The organism is Streptomyces sp. NPDC088400, from assembly GCF_044753355.1.
In the GTDB taxonomy this organism is placed as follows: Bacteria; Actinomycetota; Actinomycetes; order Streptomycetales; family Streptomycetaceae; genus Streptomyces.
In genome coordinates this window covers 46,917-64,510 of sequence record NZ_JBIVMZ010000018.1, presented here as the reverse complement: position 1 = coordinate 64,510, position 17,594 = coordinate 46,917, and the positions used below count along the sequence as shown (strand labels likewise).

The 17,594-nt window shown below is 69.1% G+C and carries 16 protein-coding genes, 1 tRNA gene and 1 pseudogene; 9 read left to right on the top strand and 9 right to left on the bottom strand.

Annotated elements, in window-relative coordinates:
• The first annotated feature begins 55 nt into the window (after nt 1-55).
• The 3 genes from ACIQD6_RS32520 to ACIQD6_RS32510 all read left to right on the top strand — a co-directional run bounded on the left by ACIQD6_RS32520 (nt 56) and on the right by ACIQD6_RS32510 (nt 1,748).
• Entirely contained in the window at nt 56-766 is a 711-nt protein-coding gene (locus ACIQD6_RS32520) for a hemerythrin domain-containing protein (protein ID WP_401889614.1), read from the top strand.
• A 219-nt stretch (nt 767-985) separates the two neighbouring features.
• The gene (locus ACIQD6_RS32515; protein ID WP_401889612.1) at nt 986-1,270 is read left to right on the top strand and encodes a twin-arginine translocase TatA/TatE family subunit; all 285 of its coding nucleotides are present in this window, start codon (nt 986-988) and stop codon (nt 1,268-1,270) included.
• Between the two features lie 118 nt (nt 1,271-1,388).
• Nucleotides 1,389-1,748 (top strand): ArsR/SmtB family transcription factor, encoded by a 360-nt coding sequence (locus tag ACIQD6_RS32510; RefSeq protein ID WP_401889814.1) that lies wholly within the window; start codon nt 1,389-1,391, stop codon nt 1,746-1,748.
• Nucleotides 1,749-1,809: 61 nt separating this feature from the next.
• Here the strand turns inward: ACIQD6_RS32510 and ACIQD6_RS32505 are convergent, their stop codons facing one another.
• Both ACIQD6_RS32505 and ACIQD6_RS32500 read right to left on the bottom strand, forming a co-directional pair.
• A complete protein-coding gene (locus ACIQD6_RS32505) occupies nt 1,810-2,883 on the bottom strand; it encodes a helix-turn-helix domain-containing protein (RefSeq protein ID WP_401889609.1) in 1,074 nt (357 codons plus the stop codon).
• Nucleotides 2,884-3,098: 215 nt separating this feature from the next.
• Nucleotides 3,099-3,506: an ATP-binding protein gene (locus ACIQD6_RS32500; RefSeq protein ID WP_401889607.1), complete on the bottom strand. Its 408-nt coding sequence runs from the start codon at nt 3,504-3,506 to the stop codon at nt 3,099-3,101.
• On the opposite strand from ACIQD6_RS32500, the pseudogene ACIQD6_RS32495 reads away from it, so the two are divergent.
• The 4 genes and pseudogenes from ACIQD6_RS32495 to ACIQD6_RS32480 form a co-directional block, all read left to right on the top strand.
• A pseudogene (locus tag ACIQD6_RS32495) lies at nt 3,457-3,741 on the top strand (Scr1 family TA system antitoxin-like transcriptional regulator); the annotation flags it as partial. The gene ACIQD6_RS32500 and the pseudogene ACIQD6_RS32495 overlap by 50 nt on opposite strands.
• A complete protein-coding gene (locus ACIQD6_RS32490) occupies nt 3,738-3,947 on the top strand; it encodes a DUF397 domain-containing protein (protein ID WP_401889605.1) in 210 nt (69 codons plus the stop codon). The pseudogene ACIQD6_RS32495 and the gene ACIQD6_RS32490, both read left to right, overlap by 4 nt.
• Nucleotides 3,948-4,655: 708 nt before the next feature.
• Nucleotides 4,656-5,282, top strand: a complete 627-nt coding sequence (locus ACIQD6_RS32485) for a TetR/AcrR family transcriptional regulator (RefSeq protein ID WP_401889603.1) — start codon at nt 4,656-4,658, stop codon at nt 5,280-5,282.
• The gene (locus tag ACIQD6_RS32480; RefSeq protein ID WP_401889600.1) at nt 5,279-7,441 is read left to right on the top strand and encodes an MMPL family transporter; all 2,163 of its coding nucleotides are present in this window, start codon (nt 5,279-5,281) and stop codon (nt 7,439-7,441) included. Before ACIQD6_RS32485 ends, ACIQD6_RS32480 begins: the two co-directional genes overlap by 4 nt.
• A gap of 120 nt (nt 7,442-7,561) precedes the next feature.
• Here ACIQD6_RS32480 and ACIQD6_RS32475 read toward each other — a convergent pair whose 3' ends face one another.
• The 4 genes from ACIQD6_RS32475 to ACIQD6_RS32460 all read right to left on the bottom strand — a co-directional run bounded on the left by ACIQD6_RS32475 (nt 7,562) and on the right by ACIQD6_RS32460 (nt 11,047).
• Nucleotides 7,562-8,836, bottom strand: a complete 1,275-nt coding sequence (locus ACIQD6_RS32475) for a hypothetical protein (RefSeq protein WP_401889598.1) — start codon at nt 8,834-8,836, stop codon at nt 7,562-7,564.
• Nucleotides 8,837-8,875: 39 nt separating this feature from the next.
• The gene (locus ACIQD6_RS32470; RefSeq protein ID WP_401889596.1) at nt 8,876-9,388 is read right to left on the bottom strand and encodes a SigE family RNA polymerase sigma factor; all 513 of its coding nucleotides are present in this window, start codon (nt 9,386-9,388) and stop codon (nt 8,876-8,878) included.
• Nucleotides 9,389-9,878: 490 nt separating this feature from the next.
• Nucleotides 9,879-9,952 (bottom strand) — tRNA-Pro (locus tag ACIQD6_RS32465).
• 168 nt (nt 9,953-10,120) lie between these two features.
• Nucleotides 10,121-11,047 carry a metallophosphoesterase gene (locus ACIQD6_RS32460; RefSeq protein ID WP_401889594.1) on the bottom strand — a complete coding sequence of 309 codons (927 nt, stop codon included), beginning with the start codon at nt 11,045-11,047 and terminating at the stop codon, nt 10,121-10,123.
• A gap of 76 nt (nt 11,048-11,123) precedes the next feature.
• On the opposite strand from ACIQD6_RS32460, the gene ACIQD6_RS32455 reads away from it, so the two are divergent.
• On the top strand, nt 11,124-11,597 hold the full coding sequence (locus tag ACIQD6_RS32455) for a GatB/YqeY domain-containing protein (protein WP_401889591.1): 474 nt from the start codon (nt 11,124-11,126) through the stop codon (nt 11,595-11,597).
• Nucleotides 11,598-11,727: 130 nt separating this feature from the next.
• On the opposite strand, the gene ACIQD6_RS32450 is transcribed toward ACIQD6_RS32455, so the two are convergent.
• Nucleotides 11,728-14,001, bottom strand: coding sequence for a transglycosylase domain-containing protein (locus ACIQD6_RS32450; RefSeq protein WP_401889588.1), 2,274 nt, complete (start codon nt 13,999-14,001; stop codon nt 11,728-11,730).
• A gap of 437 nt (nt 14,002-14,438) precedes the next feature.
• On the opposite strand from ACIQD6_RS32450, the gene ACIQD6_RS32445 reads away from it, so the two are divergent.
• Nucleotides 14,439-14,783, top strand: coding sequence for a WhiB family transcriptional regulator (locus ACIQD6_RS32445; RefSeq protein ID WP_030353248.1), 345 nt, complete (start codon nt 14,439-14,441; stop codon nt 14,781-14,783).
• Between the two features lie 432 nt (nt 14,784-15,215).
• Here ACIQD6_RS32445 and ACIQD6_RS32440 read toward each other — a convergent pair whose 3' ends face one another.
• Nucleotides 15,216-16,628: an ArsA family ATPase gene (locus tag ACIQD6_RS32440; protein WP_401889585.1), complete on the bottom strand. Its 1,413-nt coding sequence runs from the start codon at nt 16,626-16,628 to the stop codon at nt 15,216-15,218.
• Nucleotides 16,625-17,590: an ArsA family ATPase gene (locus ACIQD6_RS32435; RefSeq protein ID WP_401889583.1), complete on the bottom strand. Its 966-nt coding sequence runs from the start codon at nt 17,588-17,590 to the stop codon at nt 16,625-16,627. The genes ACIQD6_RS32440 and ACIQD6_RS32435 overlap by 4 nt, the downstream gene beginning before the upstream one ends.
• Nucleotides 17,591-17,594 lie beyond the last annotated feature (4 nt).

The window sequence follows — 17,594 nt, the reverse complement described above, 5'->3', positions numbered from 1 at the left end:
AGTGCGCATGGCGTGAGGTGTACGCCATGCGCTCATCGAGATTTGAGGACCCATGATGGCTGCTCCAGTCACACTCCGAACCGGGCAAGCGCGCATGTACGAGGAGTTCCTGGCCGTACACACGATCATGCGCCGGGGGACCGCCCTCGTGTCCGAGTCGTTCGAGCGCCTCGTCGCCGGCGAACCTGTCGACGTCAAGGTGCTGGTGGGTGCGGCCCGCTGGCTGATCGAGTTCGTCCACCGCCATCAGGTGAGCGAAGACGGGCAGTTCTGGCCGGTCCTGCGTGACCGTTTCCCCGAAGCGGTCGCCGAGCTCGACCGGGTGACCGCCGAGCATCCGGCGATCGATGTCGAGCTGCACGCCCTCTCCAGGGCGGTCGACGCGATCGACGCCCCGCGGCTGCCGGGCGAGCGCGAGGCGGTGTTGGTCGTGGTCGGCCGGGCCGCCCTGTCCGGGCTGCCGGCGGTGCAGGGTCTTCAGGCCCTTCTGACCAGGCACTTCGAGGAGGAGGAGCCGGTCCTGCTGGATCTGTTCCCGAAGGTGCCGGACGAGGACGTCCCGCGACTGCGCGAGGCGATCGTCGACGGAGCCCCCCACGTGGGCCCGCACCTGGTGTTCGGGCTGATGGGGGACCCGGGACCGATCCCGGGGTACGAGGTCATGATGGGCAACTTCCCGATGCCGGTGCGCTGGATGCGACCGGTGCTCCTCGCGCGGTACCGCGCGATCAAGAAGGCGCTCGGGGCGCGCGACCAGTTCCGATAACTTCGTCGCGGTAACGCCGTTCCGAGCGGTAACGCCGTTCCGACGACTCCGTTCGGGCAACTCCCTTCCGGTGGCCCCGGCGCCGCGAGAGCGTCGGGGTCGGCCGGATGTGGGCTTGTTGGGTTCCCGTGCCGTGCTGGATACTTCTACAGCACTGTAGATGCCGATGCTCCGACCGAGCCATCGGTCACTTTCGGTTCCCGGGAGAGAGCAAACCTGATGTTCGGCATTGGCGAAGTGGCCCTGATCCTCATCATCATCGTGTTGGTTCTCGGGGCGAAGAAGCTGCCTGAGCTGGCCCGTTCCGCGGGCAAGTCCGCGCGCATCCTCAAGAGTGAGGCGAAGGCGCTGAAGGAGGACGGGAAAGCGGCCCAGGAGTCCGGCTCCGGCTCGGCCACCGGCCAGGCCGATGGTGCCGTTACCGGTGGCGCGGGGCGGGAGGGCGAGCCTCGTATCGTCACCGGCACCATCGTCGAGCGGGACGACCAGCCCGCGCGCCCCTGAGACTCCGGCCGGGCACGACACCGGGCGGAAGTGGGCGGGTCCTAAACCGGCCCGACGGGTTCGGTATTCGGGTCGACGGGCCGCGTGGGACGGTTGCGACGGTTGGGACGGGAGAACGATCGTGACGGCAGGTGTCGGCGACCTCGGTGACCCTCCCGCCGGGGTGCTGGCGGAAGCGGCCGCCGCGTTCGGGCTGCTGGCATCGTCGGCACGGCTGCACATCGTCTGGGCGCTGTCCCAGGGCGAGTGCGATGTGAGCGGGCTCGCCGAGCGGGTGGGCGGCGCGCTTCCCGCCGTGAGCCAGCATCTGACCAAGCTGAAGCCGGCCGGTCTCGTACGGTCACGGCGCGAAGGCCGTCGGCAGGTGTATTTCGTCGATGACCCCGATGTCGTGACCGTGGTGCGGCTGATGGTCGGGCAGCTGACGGAGCGCGCGACGCACGCTCCGGTACGGCACATCAGTGACGTTGGGGCCTGAGCCTCCGGTATCCGGGGCCAGTGCCCATACCGGCCTCACCAAGGAGGGCCGCGACCGAGGGTCACTCGAACGCGTACCCCCAGCTCAAGCGGGGAGCGTCGAGCCCGTCCGGGTGCGGCATTTGGTACGGCTCCTCGACCGGGGCCGGGGCTTCCGTGGGCGCGGCTGTGCGGCAGCCGTCGCAGCGGCCCGGTTCCGGCGCGCGGAAGGCGCGGTCGCAGCGGTCGCAGTTCTGAAGGGGGTGCCGTACGGGCGGTGGGGCAGCCGGTGCGCGGAACGGCGGCGGGGGCGGCAGTTGGGCGTTGAGGCGGTGGGCCAGCAGGGCGGCCGGGCGGCGCGGGCCCTCGGGTGGCAGGTCGCTGGTCAGGGCGTGGCGCAGGGCGTCGGGGGCCACATCGCGCTCCAGCCAGGCGGCGACACCGGGGGCCAGGTGGGCCGTGTCGCAGGCGGAGAGGAGAAGGCGGGGGTCGTGGGCGCGCAGGTCGCTGAGGACGTCCGTGGCCGCTCGGAGGAGATCCGGGGAAGAGTAGGCGGGCTGGGGTACGCCGGGCAGCGGGCGCGTCTTGCGGGGCGCGGGACGCGTGGGTGCGGGCCGCTTGTCGGGGGCCGTGTGGCTCTGGTCGGGGTCCGCTGCGTGAGCCGCCTGCGCCGACGGCAACGGGAGCGGGAAGCCGACCGATGTGGCGGTGCGTACGGTCGCGGTGGTGGCGTGGTGCCGGGCCGCCGTCGGCTGGTTGCAGGAGATCGTACGGGTGACGATGCGGCCGGAGGGGGTGCGTTCGCGGACGCGGCGCAGGTAGCCGTACGCCTCAAGTTCGCGTAACGCGGCGGCGATCCGGCTCGCGCCCTCGGGGAAGCGGCCGACCAGGGTCTTGATGTCGATGCGGGCTCCGACGGGCAGCGACTGGATGTGCACGCCGAGACCGATGGCGAGCAGCGACAGCTCGTGGTGCTGGGCGAGGTGGTTGCCGATGACTGTGAAGCGGGTGGTGTGGCGGACGTTGTCGTGTACGACACCGGCGGGATGAGCGGCCGAAGAGCGAACGCGGGGACGTGGGTTCGTCCGTGCGGGGCGTGGGCCGCCGAGTACGGCTGACGGCGCGTGCGGGGGCGCGCTAGTGTTTTGAGTATCCATCGGGAAGCTTCTTCTTCCTCGGTGGTCAGGCCCTCGGATCGGGACGCTACTCCCGGCCGGGGGCCGACGTCTGTTCTGGGTTGGTGTGTATCTCGCTGAGCGTAAAGCAGTCAGGGGATACGAAATCCAGCTGAACCGGGGTAGTTCACCCGCCCGTGTGAGTATGAGCGTGAGCGACGGGCGGGTGGGGTGGGGCTTGGTGGGTTTCTTTCTCCTCACGTTCTTTGGGAAAGACCACCGGCGGCACCGGAGCGCGACGGAACGGGTTCCGGTCGCGCGACGCGCAGTTCGGCCCAGACGGTTTTGCGCGGGAAGCGGCCCTCGGTGACGCCCCAGCGTTCGGCGAGCGCGTCCACGAGAAGCAGTCCACGCCCCGACTCGGAGTCCGGGGCGGGCCGCTGGAGTTCGGGCAGCCGTTCACCGCGCGTGTCCGCGACCTCGATACGGAGGATGTCCCCGGCGAGGTGGAGCGTGAGGCGGAAGTCCCGCATGGAGACGCGTCCGTGGGAGGCGGCGTTGGCCGCCAGTTCGGCCACGAGGTGACGGGCGGGATCCGACGGGAGCCCCCAGCCCCGGAAGCAGCTCGAACGTCTGCTGGAGGCGGGGCGGTTGCGCAACGTCACGCTTCAGATGATGCCGACCAACACCGAGGCACACTCCGGGCTGGACGGCAGGATCGATCTGCTGGAGTTCCCGGACGGTACAGCGGTAGGGCGCTCCGACGGCCTTTTCAACGGTCGGCCCGTCTCCGGTCCGAAGCATCTCCGCATCCTGGAGCTGCAATATGGCACCATCCGGGCGCAGGCCCCCCAACGGGAGTCGCTGGCCTTCATCGGAAGACTTCTAGGAGAGACATGATGCGCAAGGCCTCCGCCGGGGACGCCTCCGAACTGGCGTGGTTCAAGAGCAGCTACAGCGGCGGCAACGACGGCAACTCCTGCATCGAAATCGCCACCACCCCCGGCACCGTGCATGTCCGCGACTCCAAGAACGTCGAAGGCCCTCGACTCGCGCTCGCGCCCGGCGCCTGGGCGAACTTCGTAACGTACGCCGTGGAAGGCTGACGCCTCAACGGCCCGCGCCCCGCGCATGGTCGCACCGGGCGCGGGGCGCGTTGGCGTACGACTCAGAACAACGCGTGAGCGTGGGGAACAGCCCACCGTCGAAGTCTTCGGGAACGGGCGGAGGGCTGGGTGCAGTGCCCGTGCCTTCGTCGCGGTGGAGACTACGCGTACCCGAATCGTGCCTGGTGCGTCAGCTCACCCGGCCGGATGGGGAAGAGCCCCTGGCCCGACCGGTATGCCCGGACGCGACATGCCGACCCTCGCCGTCCTCGCGAGAGGATCGTGTCGCCGTACCGATGGTTGCCCCTTGCCCGGACCTGCTCAGAGAGGTTGACCGGACAGCGGGGCCGGGGGTTAGCCCCCCGAAAATCTGGGGGCGGACCGCATCGAAGCCTCGCTGATCTCTCCGTAGCGTCATGAGTCCAGCCCAGCCCACAGCCAGGACGGGCAGCGACAGCGAGAAGGCCGACGCGCCCACGGACACGAACGGCCTCACGCGGTCAGGAATTGCACCGAACACGGCCCCTCTCTGCGCACCGTCGGCTGAGCCCTGCTGTCCTTCCTCACGACAAGGAAACGACGATGCACTTACCGGCCGCAGACGAAGCCCGGTCGAATCACGGTACTTCGGGTATCGAATACCCCGAGTATTCAGCTAAACCCCCGATCGACGTCACGGAGAGCCATCCGGAAGGCCCGATCCCCCGTGTGCCCCGCGACGAGGTGCGCCGCCGCCTGCTGACCGCGGCCGCGCGGTCGTTCGCCGAAAAGGGCTATGAGGAAAGCAGGTTGGAGGACATCGCCAACGCGGCCGGTTTCACCAAGGGCGCCGTCTATTCCAACTTCACCGGCAAGCAGGAGCTTTTCGGCGCGGTCCTCGGAGCCGCCGCCGACACAGAGTTCGCCATGGTGATGACGGAGATCCGCGAATCCGCCGACCCTGCGGCAGGGGTCGGCCAGGCCGCCCGGACAGTCGCCCGCCGGATCGTCGACGACGCCGAACGCGGGCAGCTCGGGATCGAGTTCGCGGCCCGCGCCGCCCGCGACGAACGGACGAGGGAGATCCTCACACCGCTGCGCCGCGCCCAGCGCGCGGCGGCGGCCCGGTCGATCACCGAAGTGGTCGAACGGACCGGCGTGCGGCCCGCGGTCAGCGCCGATCTGGCCGCGCTGATCCTGCACTGCCTGTGCAACGGCCTCTCGAACGAGTGCGTCGCCGATCCCGCGATCGACGCCGACAGCGTGGAGCGGGCCCTGTCCACGGTCCTCGCCGCGCTGCTCGGCCCGCACGTCGACGCTCGTACCGGCTCCGACACCTCAGGGAACGAGTCATGACCAGTCTGCTCCACTCCCTGGGCAGGGCGGCGTTCCGTCACCGCGGTCCCTTCCTCGCCGGCTGGCTGCTCCTGATCGTGCTGGTGGGCGGCGGCCTGGCGGCATTCGGCTCGCATCTCGACAGCGAGGCCACCATCCCCGGCTCCCAGTCACAGAAGGGCATCGACTTGCTTGAGAAGTCGCAGCCCGCCTCCACCGGCGTCACGGCGCAGCTCGTGTTCGTCGCTCCGAAGGGTTCGACGGTCGACGATCCCGCTTACCGGGCCGTTGTCCGGAAGACGGTCGCGGCCGCCGGGAAGGCGCCGCAGGTGGAGAGTGCGGTGGACCCCTTCGAGGCGAAGTCCGTCTCGGCCGACCGGCGCACGGCGCTCGCTCAGGTGCTGTACCCGATCAAACGCGACGCGCTGAACGATTCCAGCGTCATCGCCCTTGAGGAGATCGCCGAGGAGGCGCGGTCGAGCGGTCTGCGGGCCGAGGTCGGCGGCACGATCTACAGCACCGCCGGTCTGGAGGTCGGGATCGGTGAACTGGTCGGCCTCGCCGTCGCGGTCATCGTGCTCGTTCTCACCTTCGGATCGCTGCTCGCGGCCGGACTGCCCCTGCTCACGGCGCTTGTCGGGCTGGCCATCGGGCTGCTCGGGCTGATGCTGGTGTCGAACGTCGCCACGGTGTCGTCCACCGCGCCGAGCCTGGCGCTGATGGTCGGCCTGGCCGTGGGCATCGACTACGCCCTGCTCATCCTGTCCCGGCACCGTACCCAGCTGGCCTCCGGCATGGACGCCGAGGAGTCCGCGGCACGAGCCACCGGAACCGCGGGCAGCGCCGTGGTCTTCGCGGGCCTGACCGTGATCATCGCGCTCTCCGGCCTGTCGGTCGTCGGTATCCCGTTCCTCAGCGTGATGGGTCTGGCCGCCGCGGGCACGGTACTGACGGCGGTGCTGGTGGCCATCACCCTGCTGCCCGCCCTGCTCGGCTTCGCCGGAACGCGACTTCGGCCCACGCCCGGCTCGCGGGCCGACCGTCGGGAGCGGGCCGTGCCCGGCGAGCGACGGTACGGCGGCGAGCGTTGGGCCCGGCTGGTCACGCGCAGGCCTCTGGTCACCGTGGTGGGCGTCGTCATCGGCCTTGGCCTGATGGCGGTTCCTGCCGCTCAACTGACCCTTGCCATGCCCGACAACGGCACCGCGGCGCCGGAGTCGACACAGCGCAAGGCCTACGACCTGATCTCCGACGCGTTCGGCCCCGGTCGCAACGGCCGGCTGCTCGTCCTCGTACAGACCGAGGAAGGCGGCGACCCCGAGCCCACGGCCACGGAGGTCGCGACCGGCATCGACCGGTTGCGTCTGCCCGAGGTCATATCCGTGAGCCCACCGCAGTTCGGCGAGGACGCCCGGACGGCGATCCTGACCGTGGTGCCGAAGGACGGGCCCCGGGACGAGGCGACGGAACGGCTCGTACGAGACATCCGCGCCGCCGCCCCCGAACTGGGCGCCGCGGCGGGCGCCGACGTGCTGGTCACCGGCTCCACCGCCGCGGCCATCGATGTGTCCGACCGGCTCACCTCGTCACTGCTGCCCTTCGCCGCGATCGTCGTCGGACTCGCGCTGATCCTGCTGCTGTTGGTTTTCCGCTCGATCGTGATCCCCGTCAAGGCAGTCTTCGGATTCCTGCTCTCCGTCGGGGCGGCGTTCGGCACGGTCGTCGCGGTCTTCCAATGGGGCTGGCTCGCCGGTCTGTTCGGAGTTCCGACCACGGGGCCTGTATTCAGTTTCATGCCGATCATCCTGATCGCGGTCCTGTTCGGCCTTGCGATGGACTACGAGGTCTTTCTCGTATCGAGGATGCGCGAGGAATTCGTTCACACCGGCAGGCATCGCGAGTCCGTGATCGCAGGTTCACGCCACGCCTCACGCGTCGTCACCGCGGCTGCCCTGATCATGTTCTCCGTGTTCGCGAGCTTCGTGACCGCGGAGGACCTCACGCTCAAGCCGATCGCCCTGGGCCTCGCCGTCGGAATCCTCGTCGATGCCTTCCTGATCAGGATGACCCTGGTGCCGGCGATCCTCGCACTGGCAGGGAAGAGCGCCTGGTGGCTGCCGCGCCGGCTGGACCGGATGCTGCCCGATCCTGAACCGCGTCGCAGCGTCCCTCATCGGTAATCAGGTCGATCCGACGGCGGGCATGGGCGACCTGGGTGAAGACTGTCGGGAGGCGGGCATCCCGAAGGGGCCCGCCTCCCGAACTATCGGAAGGAGCAGGTGCGTTGCCTGCCTACGGCCCTACTCTTCGGCCCACTTCCCGCTCGTAGCGATCGACTTCAGCTGCTGCATGGTCAGTGCGGGGGTCTGCCGCGTGGCCGCTGCCCGCGGGGCCCCGGAATTGATCGCGGACACCACGACCCGGAGGCCGTCCGTGCGGATGGTGTCGGCGGTCCACATCACCACGCCCGCACCGCCCTTCTCGCCGGGGCCCTGATGCGTGACGACCTTCGTCCCGTCCGGCAGCACCTCCGTCCCGGACCCGAACAGCTCTCCCTCCACGTCGGACATGTTCGGCTGCACGTTGATCTCCACCAGGCTCGCGCCCTTGCCGTCATCCACGACGACGTACGCGTATCCGCCGTCATCGCGCTTGGAGGCCACCTTCGCGGACACGGGCAGCAGCGACTCGAGCTTTTTCAGGATCGCCGGGCTGTCCTGCCCCTGCGCCGGTGGCTGATGTACTGGCTCCGGGGCCGCCTTTCCCAGAGCGTTCATCACGGGCCGCCACTCGTCGGAGATGACGAGTGCCTTCAACTGACCAACAGTGAGCGGGGGTTCGCCCCGTGAAACGGCGGCATCCTTCTCCGCGGGGGCGTTCCACTCGCTGGCATCGACCGAGTAACCGTCGGGGGTCACGAGATAGGCGTGCCACCGCTTGGTGTCCACGCGTTTGTCAGGGTATTCGTACCCGCGCACCACCGTCAGCCGCGAACCGTCGGTGAGCGTCTCGTTCCGGCAGGAGTCGTACGGTACGAAGGTCTTGTCGGGGCATTCCAGCTGCTGCTCCGCCTCCGTGCCGTCCGGGTCGACGGAGCCGACGCTCACGCCGATCGCCGCCTTGCCCTTGCCGTCGTCGAAGACGAGGTGCGCCGATGGCCCGAACTGGTGGGCCGTGCCGCGCCCTGCTTGCCCGCTGACTTTCCCCTTCGGCAGCAGCCCCGCCAACCGCTCGATCACCTGCTGCGCCGAGAGCTGCGGCGCCCCGCCGGGCGACGACTTCGCCGAAGGGCCGGTCTCCCGCACCTTCGGCTGCGCGGCCACGCCCCCGCTGCCCTGTCCCGAACCGTCGCCGAACACCCCTGTGGCGTACGACGCCCCGAACCCCACGACCGCGAGTGCCGCGACGCTGCCGGTCACGGCTGCGACCCGCCTGCGCCGCAGCCCCCGCCGGCCGCGCACGATGCCGCCGTCCACCAGCGGGCGCTCCTCCGCGGAGAAGTCCTCCCCGGTACGGCGTAGCACGGCACCGAGCCCGCCTTCGAACGCGTCCAGATCCTCCTGCGTTCCAGACATGCCAACCACCACCACTTCTCGTAAAGTCAGTCGGACCGATCAGTGCGCGGCGAACTCTCCGATGCTGCCGCCCAGTTGCTCCCTCAGCCGGGCGAGTGCACGGGTGCTGCGTGTGCGCACGGCTGCGGAGCTGACGTTGAGGACGTCCGCGGTCTCCGTGACCGACCGGTCCTCCCAGTACCGCAGCACAACCACCGCCCGGTCCTTTGCCGGCAGCTGCCGCAGCGCGTCCAGGAGCATGAGCCGCAGCGACGCGTCACCCTGCGCGGCCGTCGCTGAGGCCTCGGGAATCTCGTCGCTCGGCCGCTCTCCCGCCGAACGCCGCCGCTGGTGCGCCAGAAAGATACGCACAAGAACGGTCTGCGCGTACGCCGCCGGATTGCCGAGCTTCGACGGCCGGCCCCACACCACATACATCCGCCCGAGCGTCTCCTGCACCAGATCCTCGGCGAGATGGGTGTCGCCGCTGGTCAACAGGCACGCCGAACGGAAGAGATGCCCCGTTCGGGCCGCCGCGAACTCCCGGAAGCCGTTCTCCTGTGACCGTCTCATCCGCCGCCCTCCCCTTGCCTCGTCGCCTACACCATGTAGATGCGATGGGGGCGGCGGAATGTTTCACCCGGACTGCGTCACACGCACAGAACGCGCACGGAGGAACTGCGCACCCCACCGAAGCCGATGGACGAGCGCCTGGGCCACATGGACGGATCGGCCCAGGCCCGCTGCGCGCACATCACTCGGCAGGTGCGCGACGGCCGCGAAGGCCTGATGGCGGCCCCACCGCGGAGTGGGAGAGCGCGCTCGATGGGCGCTCCATTGGGATTCCAGCCAAGGCCATGAGGGTGTTCGTCAGGTACCCCATACCGAGACCGTGGCAGGTCCGGCTGGGCGCACGTGCGGTGCGGAACGCCACTCGCTGGGAGCCACCGGGGAGCCGGTTCTCGAAGTCGGAGCTCCCTGGTGGCTCCCAAATCGGAGCCGCATAGCAAATCAGGCCCGGTACTGATCTCTCAGTACCGGGCCTGACCTGGTGTTTCAGCTGTCGGGGTGGCGGGATTTGAACCCACGACCTCTTCGTCCCGAACGAAGCGCGCTGCCAAGCTGCGCTACACCCCGATGTCGCTCGTGTCCGTGCGACATCGATTACTTTAGCCCACCGCTGGCCGGAGACGAAATCCGGTTTTCAGGTGGTCGCGGACCGTCCCAGCGGCCCGCAGGCCGCAGGGCATGGCCTCCCGGCCGACCCCTGCGGCCTCGGGCCGTACATCTCTGTCGTCCCGCCGCTCACGCCCGCGCCGTCAAGGTCAGGAGCGTCGCCTCCGGGGGGCAGGCGAAGCGCATGGGGGTGTAGCGGTTGGCGCCGCAGCCCGCCGAGACGTGCATGTACGAGGTGTTCCCGCCGGAGCGGTGGGTGGAGAGGCCCTTGACGCGGTCCGTGTCCAGGTCGCAGTTGGTGACCAGGGCCCCGTAGAAGGGGATGCAGAGCTGGCCGCCGTGGGTGTGGCCCGCCAGGATCAGGGGGTAGCCGTCGGCGGTGAAAGCGTCCAGGGAGCGCAGGTACGGGGCGTGGACCACGCCGATCGAGAGGTCCGCGTCCGCTTCGGGGCCGCCCGCGACCCGTTCGTACCTGTCCCGTTTGATGTGCGGGTCGTCGACGCCGGTGAAGGCGATCTCGTGGCCGTCGATCTTGAGCCGGCCGCGGGTGTTGCTGAGGCCCACCCAGCCCGCCGCGTCGAAGGCGTCGCGCATCGGTTCCCAGGGGTTGTGCACCGCGGACACGGCCGGGGCGTTGCCGTTCAGGCCGTGGCGGCCCTGGGCCTTCTCCAGGAGGTAGAGGGCCGGGTTGCGGAGCTTCGGGCCGTAGTAGTCGTTCGAGCCGAAGACATAGACGCCCGGGAACGCCATCAGCGGGCCCAGCGCGTCCAGAACCTCCGGTACGCCGTCGGGGTCGGAGAGATTGTCGCCGGTGTTCACGACGAAGTCGGGGCGCAGCCCCGCCAGCGACTGGAGCCAGCGCTGCTTCTTGCGCTGGCCGCTCACCATATGGATGTCGGAGACCTGGAGGACGCGGAGATCACGCATCCCGCGCGGCAGCACCGGTACCGAGATCCGCCGTAGCCGGAACGAACGGGGTTCGAAGCCGAAGGCATAGGCGAGGCCGGCCGCGCCGACTGCCGTGATTCCCAGGGGTACTCCGTAGCGTGCACGCATGCGCCCATCGTCGCAGACGTCGTAAGGGTGGGAAATCCACGGGCGGGCCCAGCTGGGCACCTGCCACACTTGCCGCATGACCAGCACCAGTCTTAAGTCCAAGCTGAAGGACGACCTCACCGAGGCCATCAGGGCGCGTGACGAGCTGCGCTCCGCGACGCTCCGGCTCACCCTCTCGGCGATCACCAAAGAGGAGGTCTCGGGCACGTCCGCGCGCGAGCTCTCCGACGACGAGGTGCAGAAAGTGATCGCCAAGGAGGCGAAGAAGCGCCGTGAGGCGGCCGAGGCCTTCACTCAGGGTGGCCGTGCCGAGCAGGCCGAGCGGGAGAGGGCGGAGGGCGTGATCCTCGACGCGTACCTGCCGAAGCAGCTGAGCGACGAGGAGCTGGGCTCGATCGTCGCCCAGGCCGTCGAGGAGGCGAAGGCGGCCGGAGCTGAGGGCCAGCGCGCCATGGGTGCCGTGATGAAGATCGTGAACCCGAAGGTCGCCGGCCGCGCCGAGGGCGGCCGGGTCGCCGCCCTGGTGAAGCAGTCGCTCACCGCCGGCTGAGCGGCAGCACCGGCTCAGGGCTCAGGCACGGCACAGAGACATGAGGGCGCCCGGTCGCTGACGCGTCAGCGTCACCGACCGGGCGCCCTTTCACGTTCGTCTTCCCGTGGTGTTCCTCCGTGCAGACGATCTACGGGAAGTTCCAGCCGCCGTCCTGCCCGCCGTTCCCGTTCGGCGGGAACTCGATGTCCGGCCACGACGGCCTCTCGTCCCGACCGCCGCCGCCACCGCCGTCGTTCGGCTTTCCGTCCTGGCCGCCGTTGCCCTGGCCGCCGTTGCCCTGACCGCGGTTGTCACCGCCGTTGTCCGGCTTGTCCTTCTCCTCGTCCCGGTCCTTCGCCCCGTCCGGGATGTCGACGGTCGTGAAGCCGGGAGCGGGCTTGCCGTCCAGCGCGCCGGACACCGCGTCCTTCCAGATCGGCCCAGGCACCGCACCACCGAACACCAGGTCGTGGTAGACGCCGCCGATGGTGATGTCCTGCATCTCGACCTGCTGGGACGGGCTGCCGACCCAGACCGCGCCGGACATGTTCGGGGTGTACCCGACGAACCAGGCGTTCTTACGGGCGTCGGTCGTACCCGTCTTGCCCGCGCTGTCCCGGCTCGTGAGTCCGGCCTTCTCGCCCGTACCGGAGTCGACCACGCCCTTCAGCAGGGTGTTGATCGTGTCCGCGGTCTTCTCGGACATCGCCCGGCTGCAGCCCGACTTCGGGACCGCGAGGCTCTTGCCCGCCGCTGTCTTGATGGAGGAGATGGCGACCGGAGTGCAGTAGGTGCCCCGGTTCGCGTACGCCGCGTACGCGCTCGCCATCCGCAGCGGCGAGATGCCCTGCGAGCCCAGCGTGAGCGCCGACGGCGACTCGGGGAGCTTCTTGCCGTCACCCTGGACGACGCCCAGCTTGGAGATCGATTCCGTCACGGGGCAGAGGCCGATCTGCCCGATCATCTGCACGAAGTAGGTGTTGACCGACTTGGCCATCGCCTCCTTCAGCGCGTACGGGCCGACCTCGCTCTCGTTCTCGTTCTCCGCCGTGTCGTTGCCGGTGTTGACCCACGGGCTGCCGCTACAGGTCTGGATCGAGGCCGGATACGGCATCTGGTAGGGCGCCGGGTACGACTGCGTCGCCGGGACGCCCCGCTCGATGGCCGCCGTCGCCAGGAACGGCTTGAACGTCGAACCGGTCGGGAAGCCGTAGTTCGAACCGCCCATGCTGTGGTCGACCGAGAGGTTGATCTGGGTCTCGTTCTTCCCGAAGCCGTACGGCTTGGACTGCCCCATGCCCAGGATCTTGCCGGTGCCGGGCTCGACCAGGGTCACCGCCGAGGCGACCTTGTCGCTCTGGTTGACGTGGTTCTTGATCGACTGCTGGACCGACTCCTGCGCCTTCGGGTCCATCGTCGTACGGATCGTCAGACCGCCCTGGTTCCAGACCTTGGCGCGCTCCTCGCGGCTCTTGCCGAAGACCTTGTCGGTGAGGAACGCCTCGCGCACGTAGTCGCAGAAGAAGCCCGCGCCGCTGACGGCGGTGATGCAGCCGTTCTCCGGGCGGCTCACATCGAGCTTGATCTTCGTGGCCTTGGCCCGGTCGGCCTCGGTCTGGGAGATGTCGCGGACATCGGCCATCCGCTGCAGCACGGTGTTGCGCCGCTTGGTGGCCTCTTCCTCGTCGTTGACCGGGTCGTAGCGGCTCGGCGACTGGACGATGCCCGCGAGCATCGCCGCCTCCTCCACCTTCAGGTCCTTGGCCGACTTGGAGAAGTAGCGCTGGGCCGCCGCCTCGATGCCGTATGCCTGCTGCCCGAAGAAGGTGATGTTCAGGTAGTTCTCGAGGATCTTCTTCTTGCCCAGCTCCTCCTCGACCTGGATCGCGTACTTCAGCTCCTGGATCTTCCGGCCCAGGGTCTGCTGGGTGGCCTGCGCGACCTTGTCCGGGTCGTCGCCGGCCTCCTCCACGAACACGTTCTTCACGTACTGCTGGGTCAGGGTCGAGGCGCCCTGGGAGACGCTGCCCGACTGCGCGTTGCGGTTGACGGCACGCAGCACGCCCTTGAGGTCGATGGCCCCGTGCTCGTAGAAACGCGAATCCTCGATCGCGACGATCGCCTTCTGCATGTACGGGGAGATGTCCTTGAGCGGTACGACGGTACGGTCACGGGAGTAGACCGTGGCCATGTGTCCGCCCTGGGAGTCCAGGATCGTGGTGCGCTGACTCAGGGGCGGCGTCTTGAGGTTGGCGGGGATTTCGTCGAACCCCTCGACGCTTCCCTTGGCCGCGAGCCCCAGCGCCCCGAAGGCCGGCAGAGCGATTCCCGCCAGCACCGCACCCGCGAGCACACTGACACCGAGGAATTTGGCGGCCTGCTGGGTCCCGGTCAGACCCCCGCCCGAGCGCTTCTTTGGCATGGGGGCAGCCTACGTTCTCATTCGCCGGACACGCGTCAAGGCTCTGGCCTAAGCTGCTCCCAGCTGTCACAGCAGTGCGGTTGTGCATCAAGCTCCCGAAAGCCTCCGAAGCCTCCGACGCGAACTCCGTGCAAACTCCGTGCAAGCTCCGTTGAACATGAAGCCCGGGATGTTGATGCCCGAATTCCCCTTGTGTGTCAGCGCATACCCGTTTTCGCTCAACTGAAATAGCCGACTCTGTCGGTTTGGTCGGTTATGCCCTTGGGTCACTCCCCTGGGTGATCTGCCGCGTACGCATAGTCCGTTCGGGCCATTCAAGATTGGGCCCGAAGGGGGTGTTGCGCTGTGCCCACCTTCCGTAACGTCCTCAACTGGCAACGGTGAATATGCCGCTGCCGCCGTGGGGGAGCCTCAATTCGGGAGAGGACGGCGCCAGCATGGGCTGGGTAACCGACTGGAGTGCGCAGGCAGCATGCCGCACTACCGATCCGGACGAACTGTTCGTACAAGGCGCAGCGCAGAACAGGGCCAAGGCGGTGTGCACCGGATGCCCGGTGCGGACCGAGTGCCTGGCCGACGCGCTGGACAATCGCGTCGAATTCGGCGTGTGGGGCGGGATGACCGAGCGGGAGCGCCGCGCACTGCTGCGCAGGCGCCCGACCGTCACCTCCTGGCGACGGCTGCTCGAGACCGCCCGCACGGAGTACGAGCGCAGTGCGGGCCTGCTGCCCGTGGGCTTGGAGGATGACGAGACGTACGAGACGTACGCGGCGGTGGGGTAGCTCTGGAGCGGCCGGTCAGGTCCTGGTGGGGCGGCGGCGCTTCGGGTCACACCGAAGTGGCTCCCGCCCCGGCCGGGGCGCCGGTCGATGCCCTGCGTCCGTACGCCTACGGCGTCGTACGGCTTGCGGGAGACGACTCGTCACCGTGTCGCGTGTGATGCACCGTGTCGCGTGTGATGCGGCAGGCGGTGTCCCTCGCGTATACGGCAGCGATTCGCTGTCGGGATCCATTGTCGTCGTCGGCGGAGTTCGGTCCGTTGTGGCGGAGTTCGGTCCGTTGTGCCTGGATCCCCAGGGCGCAACGGGCTCGTGCCGTCGCGGCGGCGGGGCTGACGCCGTCACGTCCATGTCGTCACGTCGATGTCGGCGTGCCCGGTGCTCACACGGTTGTCGCGGCTCGATCAGCCGCGTCCGCCACCGCGTCCGCGCAGGTCAGGTCGTGGCCCGACCGGCCGCGAGGCGCTGGCCGATGGCCCTCAGCCCGGCGAGGTCATGAACATCGCCGGGCAGGGCGGCCACCTCGGCCACGGCCACCTCGGGGTGCAGTGCGGTGAAGCGGGTGCGGGTGCGCTCTTCGCGTGCGAGCACCTGCATCCGTTCGGCATGCAGGCGCAGCAGACCAGCCGTCAGCTGTTCCACAGTTGTGACAGAAGAGGCCGTGGAAGCGGTCGCGGAAGCGGGCTCCGACGCGGGTGCGGCCGCCGCGGACGGCGTGGGCGTCATGGATGTCGCAGACGTCGCGGGCGGTGCGGACGCCGTGGATGTGGACGGGTGGGACAAGTCGGACTGGGGTGAGGATTCGGCGGCTCGGGGGGCCTCATGTGTCTCGGAGGCTTCGGGAGAGGAGCCTTCCGGGGCAGCAGTGCCACGCCCATCAGCCTTCCCAGCCTCCTGATCCACCATGCGGATCTCTTCAAGATTTTCTGCCGCGGCCCGCGCCCGCTCGGCCGAGAGCCGGGCAGCGCCACTGCCATGGACGCGGTTGAGGACGAGACCCGCCAGCGGCATCCCCTCGGCCGCCAGTCGCTCCACGAAGTACGCCGCCTCCCGCAGCGCGTCCCGCTCCGGCGCCGCGACCACCAGAAACGCCGTGCCCGGCGCTTGAAGCAGCCGGTACGTCGCGTCCGCGCGCGTACGGAACCCGCCGAACATCGTGTCCATCGCCGCCACGAACGTCTGCACATCACGCAGGAGTTGACCGCCCAGCAGCTTTCCGAGCGTGCCCGTCATCATCGACATACCGACATTCAGGAACTTCATCCCAGCCCGGCCGCCCATCTTCGCCGGGGCCATCAGCAGCTTGATGAACTTCCCGTCGAGGAAGGAACCCAGCCGCTTCGGCGCGTCCAGGAAGTCCAGCGCGGACCTCGACGGCGGGGTGTCCACGATGATCAGATCCCAGTCGTCGCGGGCCCGCAGCTGCCCCAGCTTCTCCATCGCCATGTACTCCTGCGTACCGGCGAAGCCGGCCGACAGGGACTGGTAGAAGGGGTTCTCCAGGATCGCGCGGGCCCGGTCCGGGGCCGCGTGCGCCTCGACGATCTCGTCGAAGGTCCGCTTCATGTCGAGCATCATGGCGTGCAGTTCGCCGGGACCCTCGACGCCCTTCACCCGCCGCGGGGTGTTGTCGAGCGAGTCGATGCCCATGGACTGGGCCAGCCGCCGGGCCGGGTCGATGGTGAGGACGACGGCCTTCCGGCCGCGTTCCGCCGCCCGTACGCCGAGAGCCGCCGCGGTGGTCGTCTTGCCGACACCGCCCGAGCCGCAGCACACGATGATGCGGGTGCCCGGATCGTCGAGCAGCGGGTCCACTTCGAGCGGGGCAGCCGCCGGGTCCAGGGTCATGAGAAGACCTTCCCAAGTTGCCGTAGCTCCCCCGCCAGCCGGTAGAGACCGGCGAGGTCCATCCCCTCGCCGATCAGGGGGAGTTCGTACGTGGGCAGCCCCAGCTTGGTCAGGACGGCCCGCTGCTCGCGCTCCAGCTCGACACGCTGGGCATGCTCCGCGGCCTGGTCGAGGAGCGGGCCGACGACCTTCGTGGGCGCGGACACCCCGGCCGCCGCCAGCGCCTTGGCGACCTCCTTGCGGCGGTCCCCGGACGCCGCGCGGACGGCCGCCTCGTCAAGGAGGTGCGGGCGCACCATGTTCACGATGACCTTGCCGACCCGCAGCTCCGCGGCCTTCAGCTCGGTGATGCCGTCGGCGGTCTCCTGGACCGGCATCTCCTCCAGCAGCGTCACCAGATGCACGGCGGTCTCGCGGGACTTCAGGATGCGCATCACGGCCTGCGCCTGATTGTGTATCGGCCCGATCTTCGCCAGCCCCGCCACCTCGTCGTTCACATTGAGGAAGCGGGTGATGCGACCGGTGGGCGGGGCGTCCATCACCACGTAGTCGTACGCGAAACGTCCCTGCTTGTCCCGCCTGCGTACGGCCTCGCACGCCTTACCGGTCAGCAGTACGTCCCTGACGCCCGGGGCGATCGTGGTGGCGAAGTCGATCGCGCCTATTTTCTTGAGCGCCCGGCCCGCGCTGCCGAGTTTGTAGAACATCTGGAGGTAGTCGAGGAGGGCGCGCTCGGCGTCGATGGCCAGCGCGTACACCTCACCGCCGCCCGAGGCGACAGCGATCTTCCGCTCCTCGTACGGAAGGGCCTCCGTCTCAAAAAGCTGTGCGATTCCTTGTCTTCCCTCGACCTCCACGAGAAGAGTGCGCTTGCCCTCGGTCGCGAGGGCGAGCGCGAGGGCGGCGGCGACCGTCGTCTTACCGGTACCGCCCTTGCCACTGACGACCTGGAGCCTGCTCACGTAT